We start from the raw sequence: 22,143 nt of genomic DNA, 5'->3' as shown, positions 1-22,143 counted from the left end.
TACAGACATGAAGATCCCGAGCGTTCTCAATGCGCACGCCACCCGCGCCCAGATCGACCGTCCCGTGGCCACGGCGAAGGTGATCCGGAAGCTCACCGGGTCAAGCGGGAAGAAGAAGCCCTCCGGTGCGGACAACGAACCGGCGCCCGCTCCCGCCCCGGCGCCCACCCGCGACACCCTGACACGCACCAACGGGATCGATGCCGCGAAGGTCGCCGCCGGGGTGCCCGCGGACCACTGACTGCGGATTGATCGGTCTCTGGATCCGACGGTATCCGGGTAGTCCCGCACGTCGGCCCACATGTCACGGTTGAGGTGCCGTGGGGTGGTCTACCCGTTCACATCCGACCCACGGCACCTCACCTGTGACAAGTCCGGGTGGGCAACGGAGGTTGGCCCGTCTCTTGGAACCACTACGGCCGGGGCACCAGGTAGCGACCCGCACCAGGGACCAGTTCGACCTCCATCGGCAGCGGGGCGAACTTGTCACCGTCGGCGTAGCCGTTGATGGATTTACCCCCCTTGTCCGTCATCTCGATGCGCACCTTCTTCGCCCGGTAGGTGTTCACCCCCTCCTCCTCGACGAAACTCCCGTCGAAGATCTTGATGAACTTCGTCGCGGCCCGGACCCGTCCCATGCGCTCCAGCACGGTGATGTCGAGGATGCCGTCGTGGTGATCGGCGTCCGGGCAGATCAGCATGCCCCCGCCGTAGCTCTTCGTGTTGCCCATCGCCACCAGCGTCATGTTCTCCTCGATGACCCTCTCCTCCTCCGTCCCGGGATCCAGCACCATGCGCGTGGGGATGGAGTGGAAGTTCAGAAACTCCGCCACGATGGAGATGTTGTAGCGCATCTGGCCCTTCGGCCACGAGATCCGGTTCGTCCGGTCGGACACCAGGGAGTCGAAACCGGCGCAGGCGATGGTGCCGAACCAGTGCTCGTCCCCGGCATCGTTGCGCATGATCCCTAGGTCAGTGGTGGTGTAGAACCCCCGGGCGATCACGTCCGCCGCCCGGCGCGGATGGGTGGGGATGCCGTACTCGCGAGCATGGTCGTTACCGGTGCCGGCGGGGATGATGCCCAACGGCACGCCGGATCCGGCCTGTTCCTGCAGGGCGAGGTTGATCAGACCGTCGCCACCACAGACGACCAGTGCGTCGATCCCCTCCTCGGCGACCATGCGTCCGGCCAATTCCCTCGCGCCCTCCGGCGACGCGCCCTGGATGGTGACCACATCGATGCCGTGGTCGGCGAAGTGGTCCCTGGCGACCTCCGCCGCCAACGCCGCGCCACCCTTCCCGGCGTGCGGGTTGGTCAACAGGGCGATACGTTTCAGGTCGACATGGCCAACGTCGTAGGGGGTGCTCATCGCTGCCCTCCAATCAGGGTGCCGGGGTTCAGGATGCCCACCGGATCCAGCTGCCCCTTCACGGCCCGGAGGATACCCACGCCCAGGTCGCCGATCTCGGCACCCATGAACGGGGCGTGGTCCGCACCGACCGCGTGGTGGTGGGTGACCGTCCCGCCGTTCTCTGTCAGAGCCGTGGTCACCGTGGTTTTCGCGGCCCTCCACTGTGCCACCGGGTCACCCTTCTGCGCGGCGACGATGGTGAAGTACAGGGAGCAGCCCTCGGCGTAGACGTGGGAGATGTGGCACATGATCAGCGCCATCGTCCCGGAGGAGTTCAGCGACGATGCCAGCGCCTCGCCCACGGCCTTCTTCAGCCGGGGGACATTCGACCAGTCCGTCGCGGTCTCCAAGGTCTCGCACAGCGCACCGGAGTCCAGCAGCGAATCGCGCAGGACGGGGGCGTTGAACCGTCCCTGTTCCCAGTGCCGGGCGGGGTCCTCCCCCACGCTCCGCGCGCCCAGGGAGAGCAGCAGCTCACGGGTCTCCCTGTGCCGGGACGCCGCGTGCTCGGCCGTGCCCTCGTACATGGTGATGCACATGCACCCGGGAGGGGCACTGGACTCCCCCGCCTTGTCACCGGACGACAGGTTGATGGACGACTCGATCTCATCGGACAGGCGGATCACCGTCGGCCCCGTCCCGGTCTGCTTCACGGCGCGCAGGGCCTCGACCCCGGACGCGAAGTCCTTGAAGGTGAAGGCCTCGTACCGCTTGACCTGCGGAACCGGGTGCACGCGCAGCCGGACCCGGGTGACCACGCCGAAAGCCCCTTCAGAGCCCATCACGAGCTGCCGCAGGTCCGGCCCCGCTGCAGAAGCCGGGGAGGCGTGGCCGACGGCCATGACACCGACCGGGGTGACCAGCGTCATCTCCCGGACCATGTCATCGAAGCGCCCGTAGCCCGCGGAGTTCTGCCCGGAGGACCGGGTCACCGCGTAGCCGCCGATCGTGGCGTAGGGGAAGGACTGCGGGTAGTGCCCGATCTGCAGTCCGTGCTCGGCGAGCAGCAGTTCCGCCGCCGGCCCGGTCAGGCCCGCCCCCAGGGTCGCGAGCCCGGATTCGGCGTCCACGTCGGTGAGCCTGTCGAAACGCACCAGGTCCAGGCTGACCACGGCGCGGAAGCTGTGGTCCCCGTCGGGGCCGGACACCGTGTCGGAGGGGGTCAGCCCACCGACAACGGACGTCCCGCCGCCGAAGGGCACCACCGCGATGTTCTCCCTGGTGCAGAACTGCAGCACGTTGAGGACCTGTTCATCGGTGTTCGGCGCGAGCACCGCGTCCGGCGCGGAGATCTCGTGTGAACCACCCGTCCGCCATTCCAGCAGGTCCAGCGAGGATTTCCCGCGGGAGCGCGGGGCCCGCTGGGTATCATCGGTGCTCACGTGGGCGACCCCGATCAGCCCTCCGAGGTGCGCCAGGTCCTCCTCCGTCAGCCGCACGGGGCTCAGCCGGATGTCCCCGACGGGAACGTCCTTCGCGGCGGTCTCCGACGGGTCCTCAGACACCCCCATAAGCTTCTGCAGCATCCCCTTCGTCGAGGATCCCAGCGGTTTCGCTTCGTCGACCGTCCCCCAGAGATTGAATTTCATCGGGGGCAGCGGGAAGTCAGGATTCATACCAGCGGACTTTAACCGGTCGGGCGAGGGGCGGCGGGGCTGAATCGCGACCACGCCCCGCACCCGGGCGATACACTGCAGGGTATGACACATTTCGACGCCGACGCCACCCGTCTCAACGCCGCCCGCAGGGCACGTGACCTCGACGCACTCCGCACCACCGGTTCCGGGGAATCGCATGTCGACCTCGTGGTCGTCGGCGCCGGGGTCACCGGCGCCGGCATCGCGTTGGACGCCTCCCTGCGTGGCCTGGACGTCCTGCTCGTCGACGCGCACGACATCGCGTTCGGGACGTCCCGCTGGTCGTCGAAACTGGCCCACGGCGGACTGCGCTACCTCGCCACCGGAAACATCGGCATCGCCCGGCGTTCCGCCCGCGAGCGCGGGATCCTCATGGAGACCACCGCACCCCACCTGACCAGGTCCGTCCCGCAGGTCGTGCCGGTGCAGGACCGGTACACCGGCATGCAGAAGGTCGCGCCGAAGATCGGTTTCACCGCCGGGGACGCCCTACGGGTCGCCGCGGGAACCAGCTCCGTCACCCTGCCGTTCTCCCGCACGGTCAGCAAACGGCGCGTCGCCGAGTTGTGCCCCGCCGTCGACACCAGTGACCTGCGCTTCGGCTACGTCAACAATGACGGGCAGCTCATCGACGACGCCCGGCTGGTCACCGCCCTGGTCCGCACCGCCGCGGGCTACGGGGCCCGGGTGATCACCCACTGCCGTGCGCTCGAGGCCCACGGCGACCGGGTCGTCCTGCAGGACACCCTGGCACCGGACAGCGACCCCGCCACCGTCACCGCCGGCGCGGTCGTCAACGCCACCGGCGTGTGGGCCGGGACCCTGGACCCGCAGGTCACCGTCCGGCCCTCGCGCGGCACCCACCTGGTCATCGACGCCGACCGGGTCGGTAACCCCACCGGGGCATTGACCGTGCCGGTCCCCGGGCACTCCAGCCGCTTCTGCTTCATTCTCCCCGAGCAGCTCGGCCGCTGCTACATCGGCATCACCGACGAGGACCTCGGCTCCGGGTCCATCCCGGACGTCCCCGAGGTCCCGGAGGAGGACGTCCGCTGGATCCTCGACGTGGTCAACCAGGCGCTCGAGGTCGACCTGACCCCCGACGACGTCATCGGCGCCTTCGCGGGCCTGCGTCCGCTGGTCCAGTTCAACGACGAGGGCGGTTCCACCGCCGACCTGTCCCGCGAGCACGTCATCCTCACCGGTGAGGGGGAGGACGCCAACCTGGTCACCGTGACCGGGGGCAAGCTCACCGAGTACCGGCTGATGGCCGAGCAGACCGTGGACCTGGTCGCCGGGAAGCTCCGTGAGACCGGCAGTTCCCCGGGCCCGTGCACCACCACGTCCACCCCGCTGGTCGGGGCCCCCGGCTCACCCGGGGTGGAGACCGTGCACCCCAGCGACCTCGCCGGACTGCCGTCCTCCATGGTGGAACGCTTCGGCCACGAGGCACCGGAGGTGTTCCGGACCTGCCCGGTGGAGCGTCCCCTGGAACCCGTCGCGCCCGGTATCGACACCGTCCGCGCGGAGTTCGCCTGGCACGTCACCCACGAAGTCGCGCTCACCGTGGAGGACCTCATCGACCGCCGCTCCCGCATCGGCCTGGTCGGCACCGACCGTGAGACCTGCCTGGCCACTGCGCAGGAGATCCTCGACGCCCTGGCATGAACCGCCTGCGTGAGTGGCATACTGGCGCTATGAGCCCGAACGACCCCCGACCGACACGGATGCCGCTCTCCGTCCCCCGTCCCGCACCCGACACCCCGGCCACCACCACCTGGGCCTCCGTCACCGGCGCCGACCCCGCCCACTCGCAGCGCTACATCGACAGATGGGAGGGGATCGAGGGCGAAGGCACCGACATCAACGGCGAAGCCCGCCTGGTCGACGCGATGGCGCCGCGCGGTGCCCGCGTCCTCGACGCCGGGGCGGGGACGGGACGCGTCGCCGCCCACCTCGCCGCCCTGGGGCACCGGGTGTCGGCCGTGGACATCGACCCGCAGCTCGTGGACTACGCACGACGGCGCTACACCGACGGTGACGGGTCCGCGGGGCTGCCGGTCGACTGGCACGTCGGCGACCTCGCCGACGACGCCGAGGTCCCGTCCGGCCCCTTCGACATCATCGTCTCGGCGGGCAACGTCCTCGCCTTCATCCCGGACGCCGCGCACCGGCAGGCCCTGTCCGTGCTGGCGTCGCGGCTGGCACCGGACGGTCGGCTGCTGGTGGGCTTCGGCCTGCAACGCGGCCGGTCCCTGGAGCAGTTCACGCAGGACGCGACAGAGGCCGGGCTGACCCTGGTCCAGGAGTTCTCCTCCTGGGACGTGCAGCCGTTCACCGGGGATTCCGACTTCCTGGTGGCGGTACTGGGCAGGGACGAACCGGGCCGGGACAGCAACGGGAAGGAGACGCGATGACTGACGAACCAGTGTTCTCCGTGGCACAGGTCGTGTTCCGACACGACCCGACGACGGCACCGCAGTGGACGTACTACGGCATCAACGCACCGATGGCCGGCAACGCGCAGAAACTGTCCGAGGCGAAGTTCGCGGCGAACCGCGACCTGCAGTTCCTCTCCGGCGAGGAGAAGCCGGTGATGCGCGGCTACGCGGAGTGGGCGGTGGAGCAGGAGACGTCCCCTGAGGGCTTCGACCACGCCACCCCGGGGATGTACGTGCGCTCCCTGCAGGACGACGACACCAACCAGCGGCTGCACCGGCAGAACCTCGCGCAGGCATACCTGGAGGGGATCCGGTCGACGCCGGAGATCCGCACGTCGCTGCCGTCCCTGGTGCAGACTCCCGCGGACGGCGACCCGGTGGACATCATCCTGGTCACGCTGTTCCCCGATGACTTGCTGGGCGATGCGCTGCTGAACCTCACCGAGCAGGACACGGTGGTCTTCTGCCTGCCGGACGGGGACTCCCTCGGCTTCCTGCCGGTGGAGGGCTCGGACGTGTGGCCGTCGGACGACAGCCCCGGCCTGCTCGAGCGATTCGGACTGGACGAGTTCGCCACCGTCCGCGACCTGATGGACGCCAGCGACGGGACCGACGCGCCGGACGATTCCGATTCAGACGGTCCGGACACTCCCTGATCCGCCGCTTCACCGGCAAGCGCGGAAGTCCTACCGGTTTTCAGTGGTAGGACTTCCTGCGACCTGGTGTTTTCCGAGTTCAATCGCCCGAACACCGGTAGGACTTCCGGCGGCGCCGTCGGCAAGGGCCGTGACTCAGTACTGCGGGGCGTACCCGTAGCCCGGATCGACCCAGCCCTGGTTCGGATCCTGGTAGCCCGGGTCAACGTAGCCGGGGTCCTGGTAGCCGGGGTCGACCCAGCCCTGGTTCGGGTCCTGGTAGCCCGGGTCAACGTACCCCGGGTCCGGCTGCGGAGCAGGCTCGGGCACGATCCCCGGATCGGGGATCGGCGCCGGGTTCGGGCCCGGGTCCGCCGGCACAGCGGGTTCGCCCTCAAGCGGTCGCTCGACGAACCCGTCGTCGCCGGGCTTGGGCAGCCGGAACACGTCCTTCTCCATCGGGGCGTCCGGGTCGACCGGCGGCACATCCCCGTTTGCCTCGGCCTCCTCGGCGGCCAGGCGCTGCTCCTCCGCTGCCGCGGGGTCGTACATCTGCCGGGAGATCTCCGGGGCCAACTGGGCGGCGAAGAGGTTCGTGAAGTGCTGCGCGTCGCGGTAGACGAGTACATTGCCGACCACACCCGGGCAGCGTCCGTCCTTGCAGACCGCCGGGGTGACGTCCACGTTCGTCAGGTTGAGTCCCTCGTAGGCGGCGAGCGCGGGGTTCACCGGGGCCAGGGACTCCGCCTGGTCCACGCCGCAGTCGTCGTCCTCCATGCCCTCGGCGACGCACAGCCGTGCATTGCCCTGCACGCCCGGGGAGGCCAGGACCCAGGGGGTGTCGCGGGCACCGAAGGTCTGGATACCGGCGTCCGACATGCGGCGCACCATCTCCACGTACTCCTGCGGCACCTGGTCGGGGCCGTCACCCTGGATCGTCGTCGGACGCGTCACAGTCATGAACACGCCCTCGGACGGCGGGTTCTCGAAGATGTAGTCCTCGGCCTTCTGCTGCCACTCACGGCACTCCGGGTAGTCCGAACCGTCCCACTTCGGGATGTCCATGCCGATCACGCAGCCGAGCTTCAGGATCGGGACGATCTTGAAGTTGCGCTGTTCAGCGATCAACTGCAGCGCGGGCAGGAAGTGCTCGGAGTGCGAGCCGCCGACCAGGTACATGGTGCGGTCCGACTCGACGTCACCGTAGACGCACGGCTCGTCCTCCGAGTTGAACCACTTGTCCATGATCAGGTCGGTGTGCTCGAAGTGGGCGATGCACCCCTCCTTCAAGGCGTCCGCCATCATCGGGCCGTCGTCCGCCGGATCCGGGAGGACGGGGAGGCCGTCGGGCACCGGGGCGTCCTGCAGGAAGGCATTGGGGCCGGGGTACTCGGCGGGGTCGACGTCCTCGACGCTCAGTTCCTGGGTGCGGTTCTGGATCCGTGCCTCGGTGACCGGGCCGAACGCCATCACGCCGCCGGTGACCAGCACCATCAGCAGGACGGCGACGGCCTTCCACCGGGCGCGCAGGATCATCCGCCAGTAGGCGAGGTCGAAGATCACCCAGGAACGGTGGGGCTTCGCCTTCTGCCGCAGCGGGCTCTCGATGAAACGGTAGGTGAGCCACGCCAGCAGCAGCGACACGGCGATGACGGCGGTGCCGACGATGATGCCCTGGCTCGTGCCGAGGGTGGCGGTGATGCCGGACAATCCGTCCCCCACCGGAGCGGTCCCGGCCTCAGAGAACAGGTAGGTCGCCAGGACGAGCAGCGGCCAGTGCCACAGGTACAGACCGTAGGAGATCCGCCCCAGGAACTGGAACACCTTCCCGTCCAGCAGACGGGTCACACCGACCGAACCGACGGTACGTCCCTCCGCTGCCGCGAGGACGCGATCCCCATCCGGCTCGGCGGTCGGGTTGCCCGCCAAGATCACCAGCATCGCACCCGCCAACGGCACCAACGTCCACGGACCCGGGAACTGCGCCGCCCCATCCAGGAACATCCCCGTCGCAATGATCAGGGCCACACCAACCAACCCCGCAGGCCACCGGATCCACCGCAGCGAATACGGAATCACCAGACCCAGCAACCAGATCCCGAACAGACCACCCAGACCGATCTCCCAGAACCGCGACAACGGCGAATAGTAGTTCGTCGCCTGGTCCTCCCCACCGAGCCACGTGGCGTAGACGAAACTCGCCACCGTCGCAGCCACCAGCAACCAGTGGAAAATGCTCGTCCCCAGCCTCGAACGCTTCCGGAACAGCATCGCCAGCAGGGCAATCACGATCAACGACCCCACGTAGATCTGCATCTGCACCGACATCGACCAGATGTGCTGGTACAGACTCACATCACTGTTGATCGCCGAGTACTCCTGACCCTCACTGGCCAGGTGGAAGTTCTGGAAGTAGGCCAGGGACGCGGTGGCGTCATTGCCGGTGTCCACCCATCTGACCTCGGCGTAGATGATCACCGCCAGGACCAGGGTGGCTGCCACGACCGTGACCAGGCCGGGGTAGAGCCGGCGGAAGATCCGCAGGAACGACTGCACCAGGGTCAGGCCCTTCGGGTTCAGCGCATTACGGATCTGCGGCGAGAAGAAGAAGATGCCGCCGATCAACAGGAAGACATCCACACCGGCCGACACCCGTCCGATGAAGACGTGGAAGATCACGACCAACGCGATAGCGAGGCCGCGGAGTCCGTCTATGTCCCGGCGGTGGGGCCGCCGGGTCGTCGCCTTCGGCGCAGGCGTCGTGGTGGAAGAGTTCATGGCGCGCTACATCATACCGCCCACTGCCCCGGGAACCGCACAACCGGTTCCCCGGGTGGGTCTCGAACGGGGGAGAGCGCTGGTGGAGGCACTCCACTGGTCGGCCCCGTGCCCCCGCCGGGTCGCTCAGTACACCGGGACCCACCCGGGGTCGACGTAACCGGGGTCGACGTAACCGGGATCGACGTAGCCGGGATCCACGTAACCCGGGTCCACGTATCCGGGGTCGACCCAGCCCGGGTCTATGTCCTCCGGTGCCGGATCCCCCTCCCCCGGCCTCGGCAGGCGGAAGACGTCCTTCGGCGCCAGCGGGACGTCCAACTCCGTCGGCCCGCCCACCGCGTCCCCGACCGCCCGGTGGTGCTCCTCCTCCGCCGCCGGGTCGAACATCTGCCGTTCGATCTCCGGAGCCATCAACTCGACCCACGCCGGGGTGAAATGGTCCCCGTCGCGGTACACCGTCACATTGCCGACCACCGCGGGGCAGACCCCGTCCCGGCAGTACGCGGGGGTGAGGTCGATGTGGGTCACGTCGAGCTCCGCGTACGCGGCCAGGGCCGGGTTCACCGGTGCCAACCCGGCGGCGTCCGGCCCGCACTCCTCCGGGGATCCTCCATCGGCCAGACAGGTCAGTGAGTTCTCACGCACCCCGTCCGTCTGCCGCCAGGGGTTGTCGCGCACCGCCCAGGTGTGGATCCCTGCCCGGGAGAAGTTGTCAACAACGTCCACGTACCCCTCGGGGACGTGGTCGGGCCCCTCGCCCTGGCGGGTCGTCGGACGCGTCGCGGACATGAACACCCCGTCGGTCGGAGGGTTGTCCAGGATGTACTCTTCGGCGGCGTCCTGCCAGGTGTAGCACTCCTCGTAGGGCTCCCCGTTGGCGCGGGGGATCTCCACTCCCAGCACACAGCCCATCTTCACCAGCGGAATGACCCTGATGCCCCGTTCCTGTCCGATGAGGTCGAGCGCGGGCAGGAAGTGCTCGGAGTGCGAGCCGCCGGCGAGGTACATGGTGCGGTCCGAACCGGTGTCCCCGTAGACGCACGGCTCGTCGGAGCGTCCGCCGTCCTTCGTCAGCAGCAGGTCCTCGCGGTCGACACCCGCCATGCACCCGTCCAGGGACGTCTGCGGGAACATCACCCCACGGTCCCAGACCGCCGGGGGCTGGATCCCCACTCCGGCGGGGACCGGTGCGTCCTCGAGGAACGCCGTGGGGCCGGGGTACTCGTCGCCCACGAGTTCCCCGGCGTCCACCACGTCGTTGCTGCGGTGGTTGCGTGCCTCGGCGAGGGGGCCGAAGGACAGGACGCCGACCGTCGCGAGGGCCACGACGAGGGTGACCACGGCCTTCCCGCGGGACTGCAGTCCGGTGCGCCAGTAGCCGCGGTCGCCGAGCACCCACGAGCGGGACGGCTTGAGCTTCTGCCGCAGAGGCGTCTCGACGAGCCGGAAGGTGAGCCACGCCAGCAGCAGGGACACGGCGATGACGGCGGTGCCGACGATGATGCCCTGGCTCGTGCCGAGGGTGGCGGTGATGCCGGACAATCCGTCCCCCACCGGAGCGGTCCCGGCCTCAGAGAACAGGTAGGTCGCCAGGACGAGCAGCGGCCAGTGCCACAGGTACAGACCGTAGGAGATCCGCCCCAGGAACTGGAACACCTTCCCGTCCAGCAGACGGGTCACACCGACCGAACCGACGGTACGTCCCTCCGCTGCCGCGAGGACGCGATCCCCATCCGGCTCGGCGGTCGGGTTGCCCGCCAAGATCACCAGCATCGCACCCGCCAACGGCACCAACGTCCACGGACCCGGGAACTGCGCCGCCCCATCCAGGAACATCCCCGTCGCAATGATCAGGGCCACACCAACCAACCCCGCAGGCCACCGGATCCACCGCAGCGAATACGGAATCACCAGACCCAGCAACCAGATCCCGAACAGACCACCCAGACCGATCTCCCAGAACCGCGACAACGGCGAATAGTAGTTCGTCGCCTGGTCCTCCCCACCGAGCCACGTGGCGTAGACGAAACTCGCCACCGTCGCAGCCACCAGCAACCAGTGGAAAATGCTCGTCCCCAGCCTCGAACGCTTCCGGAACAGCATCGCCAGCAGGGCAATCACGATCAACGACCCCACGTAGATCTGCATCTGCACCGACATCGACCAGATGTGCTGGTACAGACTCACATCACTGTTGATCGCCGAGTACTCCTGACCCTCACTGGCCAGGTGGAAGTTCTGGAAGTAGGCCAGGGACGCGGTGGCGTCATTGCCGGTGTCCACCCATCTGACCTCGGCGTAGATGATCACCGCCAGGACCAGGGTGGCTGCCACGACCGTGACCAGGCCGGGGTAGAGCCGGCGGAAGATCCGCAGGAACGACTGCACCAGGGTCAGGCCCTTCGGGTTCAGCGCATTACGGATCTGCGGCGAGAAGAAGAAGATGCCGCCGATCAACAGGAAGACATCCACACCGGCCGACACCCGTCCGATGAAGACGTGGAAGATCACGACCAACGCGATAGCGAGGCCGCGGAGTCCGTCTATGTCCCGGCGGTGGGTACGGCGGGGAGACCGACGGCCACCCAGGACGGGTACCCGGCGGGGTTCTACTTTCGTGTACGTCGGCTCCATGTCACGCTAAATACTAGGTCTCCCCCAGGCATTCCCGCAGAGGACGTGCCGTGGTGCGCGGAACAACGTGTCACGCGGCCTCCCGCGGGATCAGTACAGCGGGGCGTAGCCGGGGTCGACGTACCCGGGATCCACGTAACCGGGATCAACCCACCCCGGGTCGACGTAACCGGGATCAACCCACCCCGGGTCGACGTAACCGGGGTCAACCCACCCCGGATCCACGTAACCGGGATCAACCCACCCCTGCTCGGGGACGGGGTCAACGTCCTGTTCACCCTCCGGTTCCACGTATCCGTCCTCCCCCGGCTTCGGCATGCGGAAGACATCCTTCGGGGACGGTTCGACCTCGTCATCGGCGGTGAGACGGGCCTCCGCGGCCCGTTCCGCCATCTCGTCCTGTGCCTCCGGGTCGTACATCTGCCGGGTCAGCTCCGGAGCCAGCATCTCGGAGAACCGTGAGGTGATGTGCTGGGAATCGCGGTAGACCAGGACGTTCCCGACCACCGCGGGGCAGCGTCCGTCACGGCACACCGCGTCGGTGAGGTCGATGTGGGTCGCGTCCATCCCGTCCAACGCGGTCAGGGCGGGGTCGACGGGGAGCAGGGCATCCTCCTGCGCCACACCGCAGTCTTCCCCGGGGTCCCGTCCCTCACCGACGCACACCCGCGCGTTCAGCATCTCGCCGGGACCGCCCATCATCCACGGGGTATCGCGCACAGCCCAGGTGTGGATCCCTGCGTCCGACAGCTCCTCGACCATGTCGGCGTACTCCGCCGGGATCTGGTCGGGCCCGTCGCCCCGGATGGTGGTGGGACGGGTGACGGTCGTGAACACCCCGTCCGACGGCGGATTGTCGAGGATGTGGTCCCGCGCCTTGGCCTCCCACTCGGCGCATTCCGGGTAGGGGTCGCCGTTGACCCGTGGCAGCGCCATACCGATCACGCAGCCCATCTTCAGGATCGGGACGACCTGGAACCCCTGCTCCCTGCCGATGATGTCGAGGGCGGGGAGGAAGTGCTCGGAATGCGATCCCCCAGCCAGGTACATGACCCGGCCGGAGTCCACGTCGCCGTAGACGCAGGGCTCATCGGACTCGTTGAAGTCCTTGGTGAGCACGAGCTCCGTGCCGGGGAAATCGGCGTAGCAGCCGTCCGGCTGGTTCGGCGGCATCATCGGCTCGAACTCGGCCGGGTCCTGGATGACCGGCAGGTCGTCCGGCACGTCCGCGTCGTCCAGGAACGCCGCCGGGCCGGGGTACTCCTGGGCGGAGAGTTCCCCGGACGCCAGCACCGACGCCCGGTGCTCGTTGTAGCGCGCGACCACGGGGCCGAAGGCGACGACACCCACGCTGACCACCAGGATCACCATGGTCACGGTGGTCCTCGCACGGTCCCGGGCCGCCTCGCGGAGGTAGGCGCGGTCGAAGACCACCCAGGAACGCGCGGGACGCGTCGTCTGCTGCAGCGGGACCTCGATGAACCGGTTGGTGGCCCACGCCAGCACCAGGGACACCCCGATCACCCCGGTGCCGACCAGCGTGCCGTTGACCGTGCCGAGGGACGCGGTGATCCCCTGCAGCCCGCCGGGGTCCGGGGCCACCGTCACCGCGGACGCCGCACGGTTGGAGACGACGTAGGTCGCCAGGGTGAGGATCGGCCAGTGCCACAGGTAGAGACTGTAGGCGTTGCGCCCGAGGAGCTGGAAGACCCTGGTCTCCAGCAGGACCGAGACCCCGGTGACCGGACGGACGTCCTGCCCGCCATCCTTGACGGGACTGCCCGCCAGGACGACGAGGACGGCGCCGGCCAGTGGCACCAGCGTCCACGGCCCCGGGAAGCTGGCCGCACCGTCGAGGACCAGGCCGGTGCCGATGATAAGCACCAGTCCCGCCAGGCCGGCGGGCCAGCGCAACGGCGCCCACCATCGCGGCAGGTCGCGGCCCAGCACCCAGAGCCCGAACAGGCCGCCGAGCCCGATCTCCCAGAACCGCGACAACGGCGAGTAGTAGTTCGCCCCCTGGTCCACGCCGCCCAACCAGGCCGCGTACAGGACGCTGGCGATGGTCGCCACAACGAGAACCGTGATGATGGTGCGCCGGGCGACGTCCCGGCCGGCCTTCGCGGCGGTGACCGCCCCGAGCACGGTGATGAGCACCAGGGACCCGAGGTAGATCTGCAGCTGCACCGACATCGACCAGATGTGCTGGTAGAGGCTGACGTCGTCGCTGATCGCGGCGTAGTCCTGGCCCAGGGCACCCAGGTTCAGGTTCTGGAGGTAGAGTAGTGACGCCGCAGCGTCGCGGCCGGCGTCGGTCCACCGGACCGGGGCGTACACCGCGACGGCGGCGACGAGTGTCACGGCGACCACGGTGACCAGTGCCGGGTACAGGCGGCGCAGGATCCGCAGGACGGACTGCACCAGGGTCAGTCCGGACGGGTCCAGGGCGTTGCGGATCTGCGGGGCGAAGAAGAAGAGGCCGCCGAGCAGCAGGAAGACGTCCATCCCCGAGGACACGCGTCCGACGAACACGTGGAAGATCACGACCAGGGCGATGGCCAGCCCCCGAAGGCCGTCGATGTCGGTACGCCGGAGGGAGGACCGTGCCCTGGTGCGGGTGCCGGCCCCGGGGCCCTCGTGTTCCGTCCTGCCGGTCATGACCGGTTCATCCTAGTCACTCCTCGCGGGGCAACACGAAAACATCCTTCTGCGGGAGTGGCGCGGCCACGGCAGCGGGCTGTGCCGGGACCGCGGGATCGGGCGCAGGTCCGTCCGGCGCGGCCTCCGGGTCGAACATCTGGCGTTCGAGCTCCGGGCCCAGCAGCGAGGAGAACAGCGACGTGAAGTGCTGCCCGTCGCGGTAGACCAGCACGTTGCCGACGACCGCGGGGCAGCGTCCGTCACGGCAGAGTGCCCCCGTCACGTCGATGTTGGTCATATCCAGACCGGCGTAGGCCTCCGGGGCGGGGTTGACCGGGGCGAGGCTCGCCGCCTCGTCGATACCGCAGTCGCCACCGTTGTCGTTGCCCTCGGCCATGCACAGCCGGGCGTTGCCCTGGACCCCCGGTCCGGCCATGTGCCAGGGGGTGTCGCGCACTCCCCAGGTGTGGATGCCGGCGTCGGTGAGCCTGGTGACCATGTCCACGTACTCCGCCGGAACGTGGTCGGGGCCGTCGCCCTCGATCATGGTGGGGCGTGTGACGGGCATGAACACGCCGTCCGTCGGCGGATTGTCGAAGATGTACTGCTGGGCCACCTCGTTCCATTCCGCGCATTCAGGGTAGGGGTCGCCGCTGAGGTGCGGCAGCGCCATACCGAGCACGCAGCCCGACTTCAGGAGCGGGATGATCTTGATGCCCTGGTCCTTCGCCACCCTCTCGAGCCCGGGCAGGAAGTGCTCCGAGTGGGACCCACCGGCCAGGTACATCGTGCGGTCCGAGTCCACATCGCCGTACTCACAGGGCTCGTCCGAGGAATTGAAGTCCTTGTTGAGGATCAGTCCGGATTCGGCGAATCCGGAGAAACAACCGTCCGGCAGGGACTCGGGGATCATCTCCTCCTCACCGATGGCGGGGTCCGGCTCGACCGGGACGTCATCGGGGGCCGGCGCGTCCTCCAGGAACGCCGCGGGCCCCGGGTACTCGGCGGGGTCGACCTCGGAGGCGGAGGTCAGGGCGTCCTCGTCATTCTGCCTGTCCACCAGCGGGCCGAAGGCCAGGACCCCGGCCGTGGCCACGACGATGGCCAGCGTGGCGGACGTCCTGACCACGCCGCCGCGTCCGGTCACGGAGTCGCGCAGGTAGGTCGGCGTGACCACCCAGGACCTCCTGGGCTTCGACCGTTGCCGCAGCGGCGTCTCGATGAAGCGGTGCGTCGCCCAGGCAAGGACGCCGGACGCCACGACCACGCCGACGCCCACGAGAATCCCCTGGCCGGTGCCGAGGGTGGCGGTGATGCCGCCGAGCGCACCGGCGGCATCACTGTCGGCGACCGCCGGATCGGACGCGGCCTCCCCGCCGCCGGCCGGGTCGGGGGCCGGACCGTCCGACAGAACGAACGTGCCCAGCACCAGCATCGGCCAGTGCCACAGGTAGAGGCTGTAGGCGATGCGGCCCAGGAACTGGAACGGGCGGGTCTCCAGCAGGGCCGTGACACCCTCGGACCGGGGCGCACGGTCGTCCTCCACGGGGTTGCCGGCGAGCACCACCAGTATCGCCCCGGCGAGCGGCACCAGGGTCCACGGACCGGGGAACTGGTCGGCGCCGTCCAGGAACAGCCCGGTGCAGATGATCAGGCCGATGCCCAGCACACCCGACGGCCAGCGCAGGGTCTCCCAGATGCGTGGCAGGGTGCGGCCCAGCAGCCAGATGCCGAAGAGCCCACCCAGCCCGATCTCCCAGAAGCGGGACAGCGGTGAGTAGTAGTTCGCACCCTGGTCCTCGCCACCGAGCCACGCGGCGTAGAGGAAGCTCGCCAGGGTGGCGGCGACCAGCAGCCAGTGCATGAACCGGGACACCGCCGCCGGGTTCTCCCGGGACTTCGCCACCAGACCGGCGACCATCGCGATCGCGGCGATGACCACCAGGGAACCGACGTAGATCTGCATCTGCACCGACATCGACCAGATGTGCTGGAAGATGCTCACATCCCGGTTCAGGGCGGAGTAGTCCTGGCCGAGATCCGTGAGGTGCTTGTTCTGGAAGTACAGCAGCGATGCCGCGGCGTCCTCCCCCAGCTCCGACCAGCGCACCCGGCCGAAGACGAGGGCCCCGACAGCCACGGCCACCGCCACGACCGTGATCAGCGCGGGGTACAGGCGGCGCAGGATGCGCAGGAACGACTGCACAACGGTCAACCCCGCCGGGTTCAGCGCATTGCGGATCTGAGGCGAGAAGAAGAAGATTCCGCCGAGCAGCAGGAAGACGTCCACACCGGCGGAGACCCTGCCCACGAACACGTGGAAGATGACGACCAGCGCGATGGCGAGGCCGCGCAGGCCGTCAATGTCGGTGCGGTGGCCCGGGCGCGCGCGGACCCGCGTTCCGCTCCGCTCACCGTTGTCGTGTCGTGGCTGTGCAGATTCCATTGGTCCCACATGTTATCGGCCGCGGCAGTCTCCCCGAAGTTCCCCCACGCCCTCTGCTCCCCGGTTACGCTCACCCCCATGCCATCATCGCGCCCCACATCCCTGTCATCACGCCTGCCCCACCGCGACCGCACCGGTCAGAAGGTACTGGTCACCGGCGCGGCATCGGGGCTGGGGCTCGAGCTGACCACCCTTTTCCTGGCCCGGGGCGCGACCGTGACCGCCACCGACCTGCACAGCGAGGAGCCGGAGTCCATCGCCGGGCTCGCGGGACGCTTCCCGGGACAGGTCACCTACCGGACACTGGACGTGACCTCGCTGGCCGACTGGGAGGACGCCGCATCGGAGTTCAGCGTGGACAATCCCCTGGACGTCCTGGTCAGCAACGCTGGCATCGCCGTGGGAGGACGCATCGACCACACCCCCGTGTCCACCTGGGAGAAGGCACTGGACATCAACCTGCTCGGCTCGGTGCGTGGATGCCACACCTTCGTGCCGCTGATCCGCGACGGCGGGCAGATCGTCCTGACCGCCTCCGCCGCCGGGCTGGTCAGCGCCCCGGCGATGTCGACGTACAACGCCACGAAGGCTGCCACGGTCTCCCTGGCCGAGACCCTCAGCGCGGAGCTGCGCCACCGGCGGATCGCGGTGTCCGCACTGTGCCCCCAGTTCTTCCGCTCCGGTCTGGCCTCCTCGCTGATCAGTGACGATGACACGGCGACGTCCCTGGCGAATGCGCTGCTGACCAGGACATGGCTGACGGCGGAGATCGTCGCCCGACGCGCGATGACGGGGATCGACGCGCGTCGCCTGGTGGTGACCCCGGACGGCTTCGCCACCTTCTCCTGGTACTCGAAGCGGTTCACCCGGCCGGGCTACCTGTTCGTGACGAGGACGATCGGACGGGTGCTCGCCCGGCGCGGGGAGTGACCCGGACGGTAAGTGGCCTGCTCGGGCGGGTGATCCGGGCCTGCACTTCGCCCTCCGGTGCCAGCCGCCCTCGCAAACCGTCAGGTGCCCTCACGAACGGTCGGGCGAACGGCGTTAACTCGACAGCTTGTGAGGGCGGTGGACAGGCTGTGAGGGCAGGCCACGGGGATGCGCCGCTACACCGCTATGTGGCGTCGAACGCGGGGTGGTAGCGGACCGTGGCCTTCGGGTACGCCGCCGCGTTGTCGGGGGCGGCACCAGCACCGTCACCACTGTCCAGTCGCCGCGCCTGGAAGTAGGGGGCTTCCTCCTCCGGCAGCCCCTCCATCGTCAACCCGTCACGCGCGAAGAACTCGAACCGTGAGTACAGGGACGGCTCACCGAGCAGCACGGCACCAGCGGCACCCAGCTCAATGAGGTTGTCCAGCATGGCCCTCATCAGGGCGGATCCGACACCCTGGCGCTGGAAATCCGGGTGCACGGACAACGGCCCGAGCCCGTACCAGTCACCGAAGGACTCGGCGAGCTCATCCACCTCCACCTCCGACTGGGCCTCCCGCTGAGGGGTGAGCACTACCGGGGACGCTGCGGCGTGGCCGACGATGCGTCCCGCATGGACCGCCACCAGCGAGATGGTCAGCGCATCGGCGTCCCGCAGGGCATCGATGATCGCGGACTCTGTGCCGGACGAATGCTCGGCACCGGCGAAGGCCTCGGCGGTCAGGGCGTGGATGGCTCCGATGTCCTCGCCGTCGGTCCGCTCGGGGCGGATGACCGGGTAGTCGTGCTCGACGGCATCAGGGGCAGCATCGGTGGTGGTGTCAACGGTGGTGTCTGGTGTGGCATCCATGCCCGAAGTTTACCGTCAGAAGTTCTCCGAGGCAGCGTCCAACGCCGCGATCTCCTGCTCGGTGAGCTCCAGGGTCGTCGCCGCCAGCAGGGGCGCGACCTGCTCCGGGGTGCGGGCGGAGGCGATCGGCGCAGTCACGCCCCTGGCCAGCAGCCAGGCCAGTGCCACGGAGGCGGGCGCCACCGTCTCACCGTCGGTGCTGTGCGCACCGGCGATGTCGACGAGGGTGTCAACCACGACGAAGGGGTCGGCGTCCCCCTCGAAGTAGCCGCCGGTCTGGCCCTCGCGGGCAGCGCCGGACAGGTCCTCGCGGGAACGGTACTTACCGGTCAGCAGGCCGGACGCCAGGGAGAAGTAGGTGAACACCCCGACGCCGTACTCCTCGACGACGGGCGCGTAGTCATTCTCGAAGCCGGAGCGGGCGAGCAGGCTGTACTGCGGCTGGATCGCCAGGGGAATGGCCTGGTCCAGGTCGAGTTCCCGGGCGGTCTCGAAGAACTCACGCATGCGTTCCGGGGTGTAGTTCGACAGGCCCAGGTAGTGGACCTTGCCGGAGTCGACGAGCCCGGCGGCGGTCCTGACCTGGTCCTCGATGCTCACCGACTGGTCATCGTAGTGGTAGTAGTAGATGTCCACGTAGTCGGTCTGCAGCCGTTCCAGCGAGCGGTCGAGGTTCGCGACGACGGTGTCATGGGCCAGGCCCGGCGCGTCCTGGAGGGCGCCGACCTTGGTGACCAGCACGATGTCCGACCGGTTGCCACGTTCGCTGAACCATTCACCGAGGACGGTCTCCGACTCCCCGCCGGAGTGCCCCTCCCCCCACTGGGAGTACATGTCGGCGGTGTCGATGAAGTTTCCTCCGCCGGAGACGTAGGCGTCGAGGACCGCGAAGGACTCCTCGCGGTCGGACGTCCATCCGAAGGTGTTTCCACCCAGGTTGAGCGGGGTAACGGTGAGGTCCGTACCCGGGATCTCAACGCGTCCGGACGTGGCCGTACGGACGGTGGTCGTGGTTGTCGTATCAGTCATGCGTCCCACGCTACGCCCGCGATACTGTGGTCAGCCATGAGCCCTACCATCGCGATCCTCGGTGGCGGTCCGCGCGGAATCTCCGTCCTGGAACGCATCCGTGCAGCGTGCACGGCATCCCCGCCCACGTCCCCGCTGACCGTCCACCTGGTCGATCCGGCCCCCGGGGCCGGTGAGGTGTGGCGCACCGACCAGTCGCCCACGTTGTGCATGAACACGCTGGCGGACGCGGCGACGATGTTCACGGAGCCGGGGTCGTCGGTGGCTGCGCCGGTGGTGGAGGGGCCGACGTTCCACGAGTGGATGGGCGAGGGCCGGCCGGATTCCCACCCGCCACGCGCGGCGTTCGGGCGTTACCTCCAGTGGGTGCTGGCACGGGTCCTCGACGACCTTCCGGAGCAGATCACCGTGGAGATCCACCGGACCCTCGCCACGGACATCAGTGAGGGGGCGGGGCGCGACCGCATCTCCTGCGCCGACGGCACGGTCATCGACGCCGATACCACGGTGCTGGCCCTCGGGTGGACGGCACCGCAGCCGGACGCGATGGAGTCCTTCATGGCGGCCTCGTGCGGCATGTTCGGTGAGCTGACCTGGGTACGTCCCGGGAACCCCTGCGACCAGGACGTGGACGCCATTCCGTCCTACGCGGAGTCCGGGCAGGATGTGCTGGTCCGGGGCCTGGGCATGGGTTTCTTCGACCTGATGGCGATGGTGACGGTCGACCGTGGAGGGAGGTTCGTCCCCGATACCGCGTCGCGCTCGGGACTGCGCTACGAGGCTTCCGGGCGCGAGCCACACCTGGTCGTCGCGTCCCACCACGGATACCCCTACCAGCCGAAACCGGTGTACGGCTCGCTGCCACCCGCAGCGGTGATGCCCCGGTTCCGGGCGGCCCTGGACGAGTTGCCCACCGGTCCCGGGCCCGGGTCGGTCGACTTCGGGGCGGCCCTGTGGCCGGCGATCCTGCGGGACGCCCAGGCCGCGTACTACACGGTGCTGCTGCGTGACGATCCGGAACGCCTGGCTGCGGTGACCGAGCTGATCGACTCCCCGGGGATGGAGCCGTGGCTGCTGCACAATGACCCCGCGCTGGCTGAACTCGTCCCGGACGGGGACGACCGCTTCGACCTGCCGTCCCACGCCGACCCGGTCCGTGGATTCACCGGCACCGTCGGGGAACTGACCACGTTCATCGCCGACCGGACGGCCTCCGACCTGCAGGAGGCGTGGCTCGGCCGGGGCTCCGCGGTCAAGGCGGGCCTGCAGGTCATCGGGTCGGCCCGCAAGCCCGCGGCGCTCGCCGACGAGCCGGGGCGCTTCACCCTGGCATCGCGCCGGTCGACCTACGCCGAGCTGCGCCGAGTCGGACAGATGGTCGGCTCCGGCCCACCGGCGTTCCGCACCGCGGAGCTGCTCTGCCTCATCGACGCCGGCTACGTCCGGTTCCTCGGGAGCCACCCGACGGTGGTGATCGATCCGGAGACCCCCGCGTTCGTGATGACCTCGGACACCACCGGCGACGTGGACGTCCCGTCGCGCACGCTGGTGGACGCCTGGATGCACAAACCGGACGCCCGCTCCCCATCCGACCCGGTGACCAGTGCGTTGAAGGATGCGGGACGGTTGCGACCGTGGGCGTTCGACGAGGGCTCCGGTGGTGGGACCGGCGGAGTCAGGACGTCCCGCGCCCCGGAGGTCGACCCGGCCACGGGCAGGCTCGTGCGCGGGGACGGGCACCCGGATCCACGGGTGCACATGATCGGGATCCCGATGCAGGACGTCCGTGCCGACCGGACGATCTCCCCGATGCCGGGGAGCGACCCGGTGTTCCTGCAGGAGACGGATGCGGCAGCGGTGTCGGCATTGCGGATCTGCGGGGTTGAGCTGCCGTGATCGACCTGTCGTCCCCACCGGAGATTGTGGCTCCGCAGCTGCTCGGAGCCACGCTCCGACGCAGGTCACCGGAGGGAACCGTCGCTGTCGTACTCACCGAGGTCGAGGCGTACCCGGGCGTCGGGGATCCGGCGTCCCACACCTACAACGGCCCCACCCCACGGTGCGCGACGATGTTCGGCCCGCCGGGGAGGCTGTACGTCTACGCGTCCTACGGGATCCACCGGGCAGGCAATATCGTGTGCCGCGGGGAGGGCACCGGGGCCGGGGTGCTGATGCGGGCAGGACGCGTGGTTGGGGGATCGGACGTGGCACGGGACCGGCGGGGTCCGAAACCGCAGGACGACGGGCTGGCCCGGGGCCCGGGCAACCTGGGCGCGGTGCTGGGTCTGGAGCTGGACCTCAACGGTTCGGTGATCACGCAGAACACGGGTGACGACCACTCCCCGTTCACACTCACCCCGGCGCCCGGTCCCGTGGACTGGGTTAGCGGACCACGGATCGGTATCTCGAAGAACAGGGACGCTCCCCTGCGATTCTGGATCCCGGGGGACCGTACGGTGACCACACCGCGCGGACGGCCGCGCTGATATCTGCGCCGATATATCTGTTTCGCTACGGCTGTTCCCGCCTTGTGGGAGGAATTCGGCCCCGCTTCACCCCCGGAAGACTTTCTCACAGATGGTTCTCGGGGGTGATTTCTGCAGGAATCACAGCAGTTCAGACGTCTTTTCCTGACGTTCACCAAGGGCCCCTCGCCGCACGTTCCCCGAAAAAGTGGTGGCCGTCACACTTTTGACGTTGCTAGCGTT

The 22,143-nt window shown here is 68.9% G+C and carries 15 protein-coding genes; 7 read left to right on the top strand and 8 right to left on the bottom strand.

The annotated features are described in order from the left end of the window. Positions 1-7 precede the first annotated feature (7 nt). A complete protein-coding gene (locus tag ACTIL2_RS07595) occupies positions 8-241 on the top strand; it encodes a hypothetical protein (protein ID WP_442336849.1) in 234 nt (77 codons plus the stop codon). 172 nt (positions 242-413) lie between these two features. Here ACTIL2_RS07595 and ACTIL2_RS07590 read toward each other — a convergent pair whose 3' ends face one another. Beyond that, on the bottom strand, positions 414-1,370 hold the full coding sequence (locus ACTIL2_RS07590; protein WP_442336848.1) for a diacylglycerol kinase: 957 nt from the start codon (positions 1,368-1,370) through the stop codon (positions 414-416). Continuing rightward, the gene (locus ACTIL2_RS07585) at positions 1,367-3,028 is read right to left on the bottom strand and encodes an FAD-binding oxidoreductase (protein ID WP_442336847.1); all 1,662 of its coding nucleotides are present in this window, start codon (positions 3,026-3,028) and stop codon (positions 1,367-1,369) included. Before ACTIL2_RS07585 ends, ACTIL2_RS07590 begins: the two co-directional genes overlap by 4 nt. 84 nt (positions 3,029-3,112) lie before the next feature. Here ACTIL2_RS07585 and ACTIL2_RS07580 point away from each other — a divergent pair, with 84 nt between their 5' ends. The 3 genes from ACTIL2_RS07580 to ACTIL2_RS07570 are packed head-to-tail and all read left to right on the top strand — an operon-like array spanning position 3,113 to position 6,146. Next, on the top strand, positions 3,113-4,717 hold the full coding sequence (locus ACTIL2_RS07580; protein WP_442336846.1) for a glycerol-3-phosphate dehydrogenase/oxidase: 1,605 nt from the start codon (positions 3,113-3,115) through the stop codon (positions 4,715-4,717). Positions 4,718-4,746: 29 nt separating this feature from the next. Continuing rightward, entirely contained in the window at positions 4,747-5,466 is a 720-nt protein-coding gene (locus ACTIL2_RS07575) for a class I SAM-dependent methyltransferase (RefSeq protein WP_442336845.1), read from the top strand. Beyond that, a complete protein-coding gene (locus ACTIL2_RS07570) occupies positions 5,463-6,146 on the top strand; it encodes a hypothetical protein (RefSeq protein ID WP_442336844.1) in 684 nt (227 codons plus the stop codon). The genes ACTIL2_RS07575 and ACTIL2_RS07570 overlap by 4 nt, the downstream gene beginning before the upstream one ends. Before the next feature lie 135 nt (positions 6,147-6,281). On the opposite strand, the gene ACTIL2_RS07565 is transcribed toward ACTIL2_RS07570, so the two are convergent. The 4 genes from ACTIL2_RS07565 to ACTIL2_RS07550 all read right to left on the bottom strand — a co-directional run bounded on the left by ACTIL2_RS07565 (position 6,282) and on the right by ACTIL2_RS07550 (position 16,626). Continuing rightward, positions 6,282-8,903, bottom strand: coding sequence for an acyltransferase family protein (locus tag ACTIL2_RS07565; protein WP_442336843.1), 2,622 nt, complete (start codon positions 8,901-8,903; stop codon positions 6,282-6,284). Positions 8,904-9,029: 126 nt separating this feature from the next. Beyond that, on the bottom strand, positions 9,030-11,540 hold the full coding sequence (locus ACTIL2_RS07560) for an acyltransferase family protein (RefSeq protein ID WP_442336842.1): 2,511 nt from the start codon (positions 11,538-11,540) through the stop codon (positions 9,030-9,032). 90 nt (positions 11,541-11,630) lie between these two features. Beyond that, a complete protein-coding gene (locus ACTIL2_RS07555; RefSeq protein ID WP_442336841.1) occupies positions 11,631-14,198 on the bottom strand; it encodes an acyltransferase family protein in 2,568 nt (855 codons plus the stop codon). 16 nt (positions 14,199-14,214) lie between these two features. Continuing rightward, positions 14,215-16,626 carry an acyltransferase family protein gene (locus tag ACTIL2_RS07550; protein WP_442336840.1) on the bottom strand — a complete coding sequence of 804 codons (2,412 nt, stop codon included), beginning with the start codon at positions 16,624-16,626 and terminating at the stop codon, positions 14,215-14,217. A 78-nt stretch (positions 16,627-16,704) separates the two neighbouring features. On the opposite strand from ACTIL2_RS07550, the gene ACTIL2_RS07545 reads away from it, so the two are divergent. Continuing rightward, positions 16,705-17,556 (top strand): SDR family NAD(P)-dependent oxidoreductase, encoded by an 852-nt coding sequence (locus ACTIL2_RS07545; RefSeq protein ID WP_442336839.1) that lies wholly within the window; start codon positions 16,705-16,707, stop codon positions 17,554-17,556. A 184-nt stretch (positions 17,557-17,740) separates the two neighbouring features. On the opposite strand, the gene ACTIL2_RS07540 is transcribed toward ACTIL2_RS07545, so the two are convergent. Next, the gene (locus ACTIL2_RS07540; protein ID WP_442336838.1) at positions 17,741-18,406 is read right to left on the bottom strand and encodes a GNAT family N-acetyltransferase; all 666 of its coding nucleotides are present in this window, start codon (positions 18,404-18,406) and stop codon (positions 17,741-17,743) included. 15 nt (positions 18,407-18,421) lie between these two features. Then, positions 18,422-19,435 carry an aldo/keto reductase gene (locus ACTIL2_RS07535; RefSeq protein WP_442336837.1) on the bottom strand — a complete coding sequence of 338 codons (1,014 nt, stop codon included), beginning with the start codon at positions 19,433-19,435 and terminating at the stop codon, positions 18,422-18,424. Positions 19,436-19,471: 36 nt separating this feature from the next. Between ACTIL2_RS07535 and ACTIL2_RS07530 the strand changes: the two genes are divergently transcribed. Both ACTIL2_RS07530 and ACTIL2_RS07525 read left to right on the top strand, forming a co-directional pair. Further along, a complete protein-coding gene (locus ACTIL2_RS07530; protein WP_442336836.1) occupies positions 19,472-21,331 on the top strand; it encodes an FAD/NAD(P)-binding protein in 1,860 nt (619 codons plus the stop codon). Beyond that, a complete protein-coding gene (locus ACTIL2_RS07525) occupies positions 21,328-21,921 on the top strand; it encodes a DNA-3-methyladenine glycosylase (RefSeq protein WP_442336835.1) in 594 nt (197 codons plus the stop codon). The genes ACTIL2_RS07530 and ACTIL2_RS07525 overlap by 4 nt, the downstream gene beginning before the upstream one ends. Positions 21,922-22,143: the final 222 nt, after the last annotated feature.

It is taken from the genome of Corynebacterium sp. (assembly GCF_052107835.1).
In the GTDB taxonomy this organism is placed as follows: domain Bacteria; phylum Actinomycetota; class Actinomycetes; order Mycobacteriales; family Mycobacteriaceae; genus Corynebacterium.
Note: the sequence above shows the minus strand (reverse complement) of the source record. Positions and strands in the feature narration are given on the sequence as shown.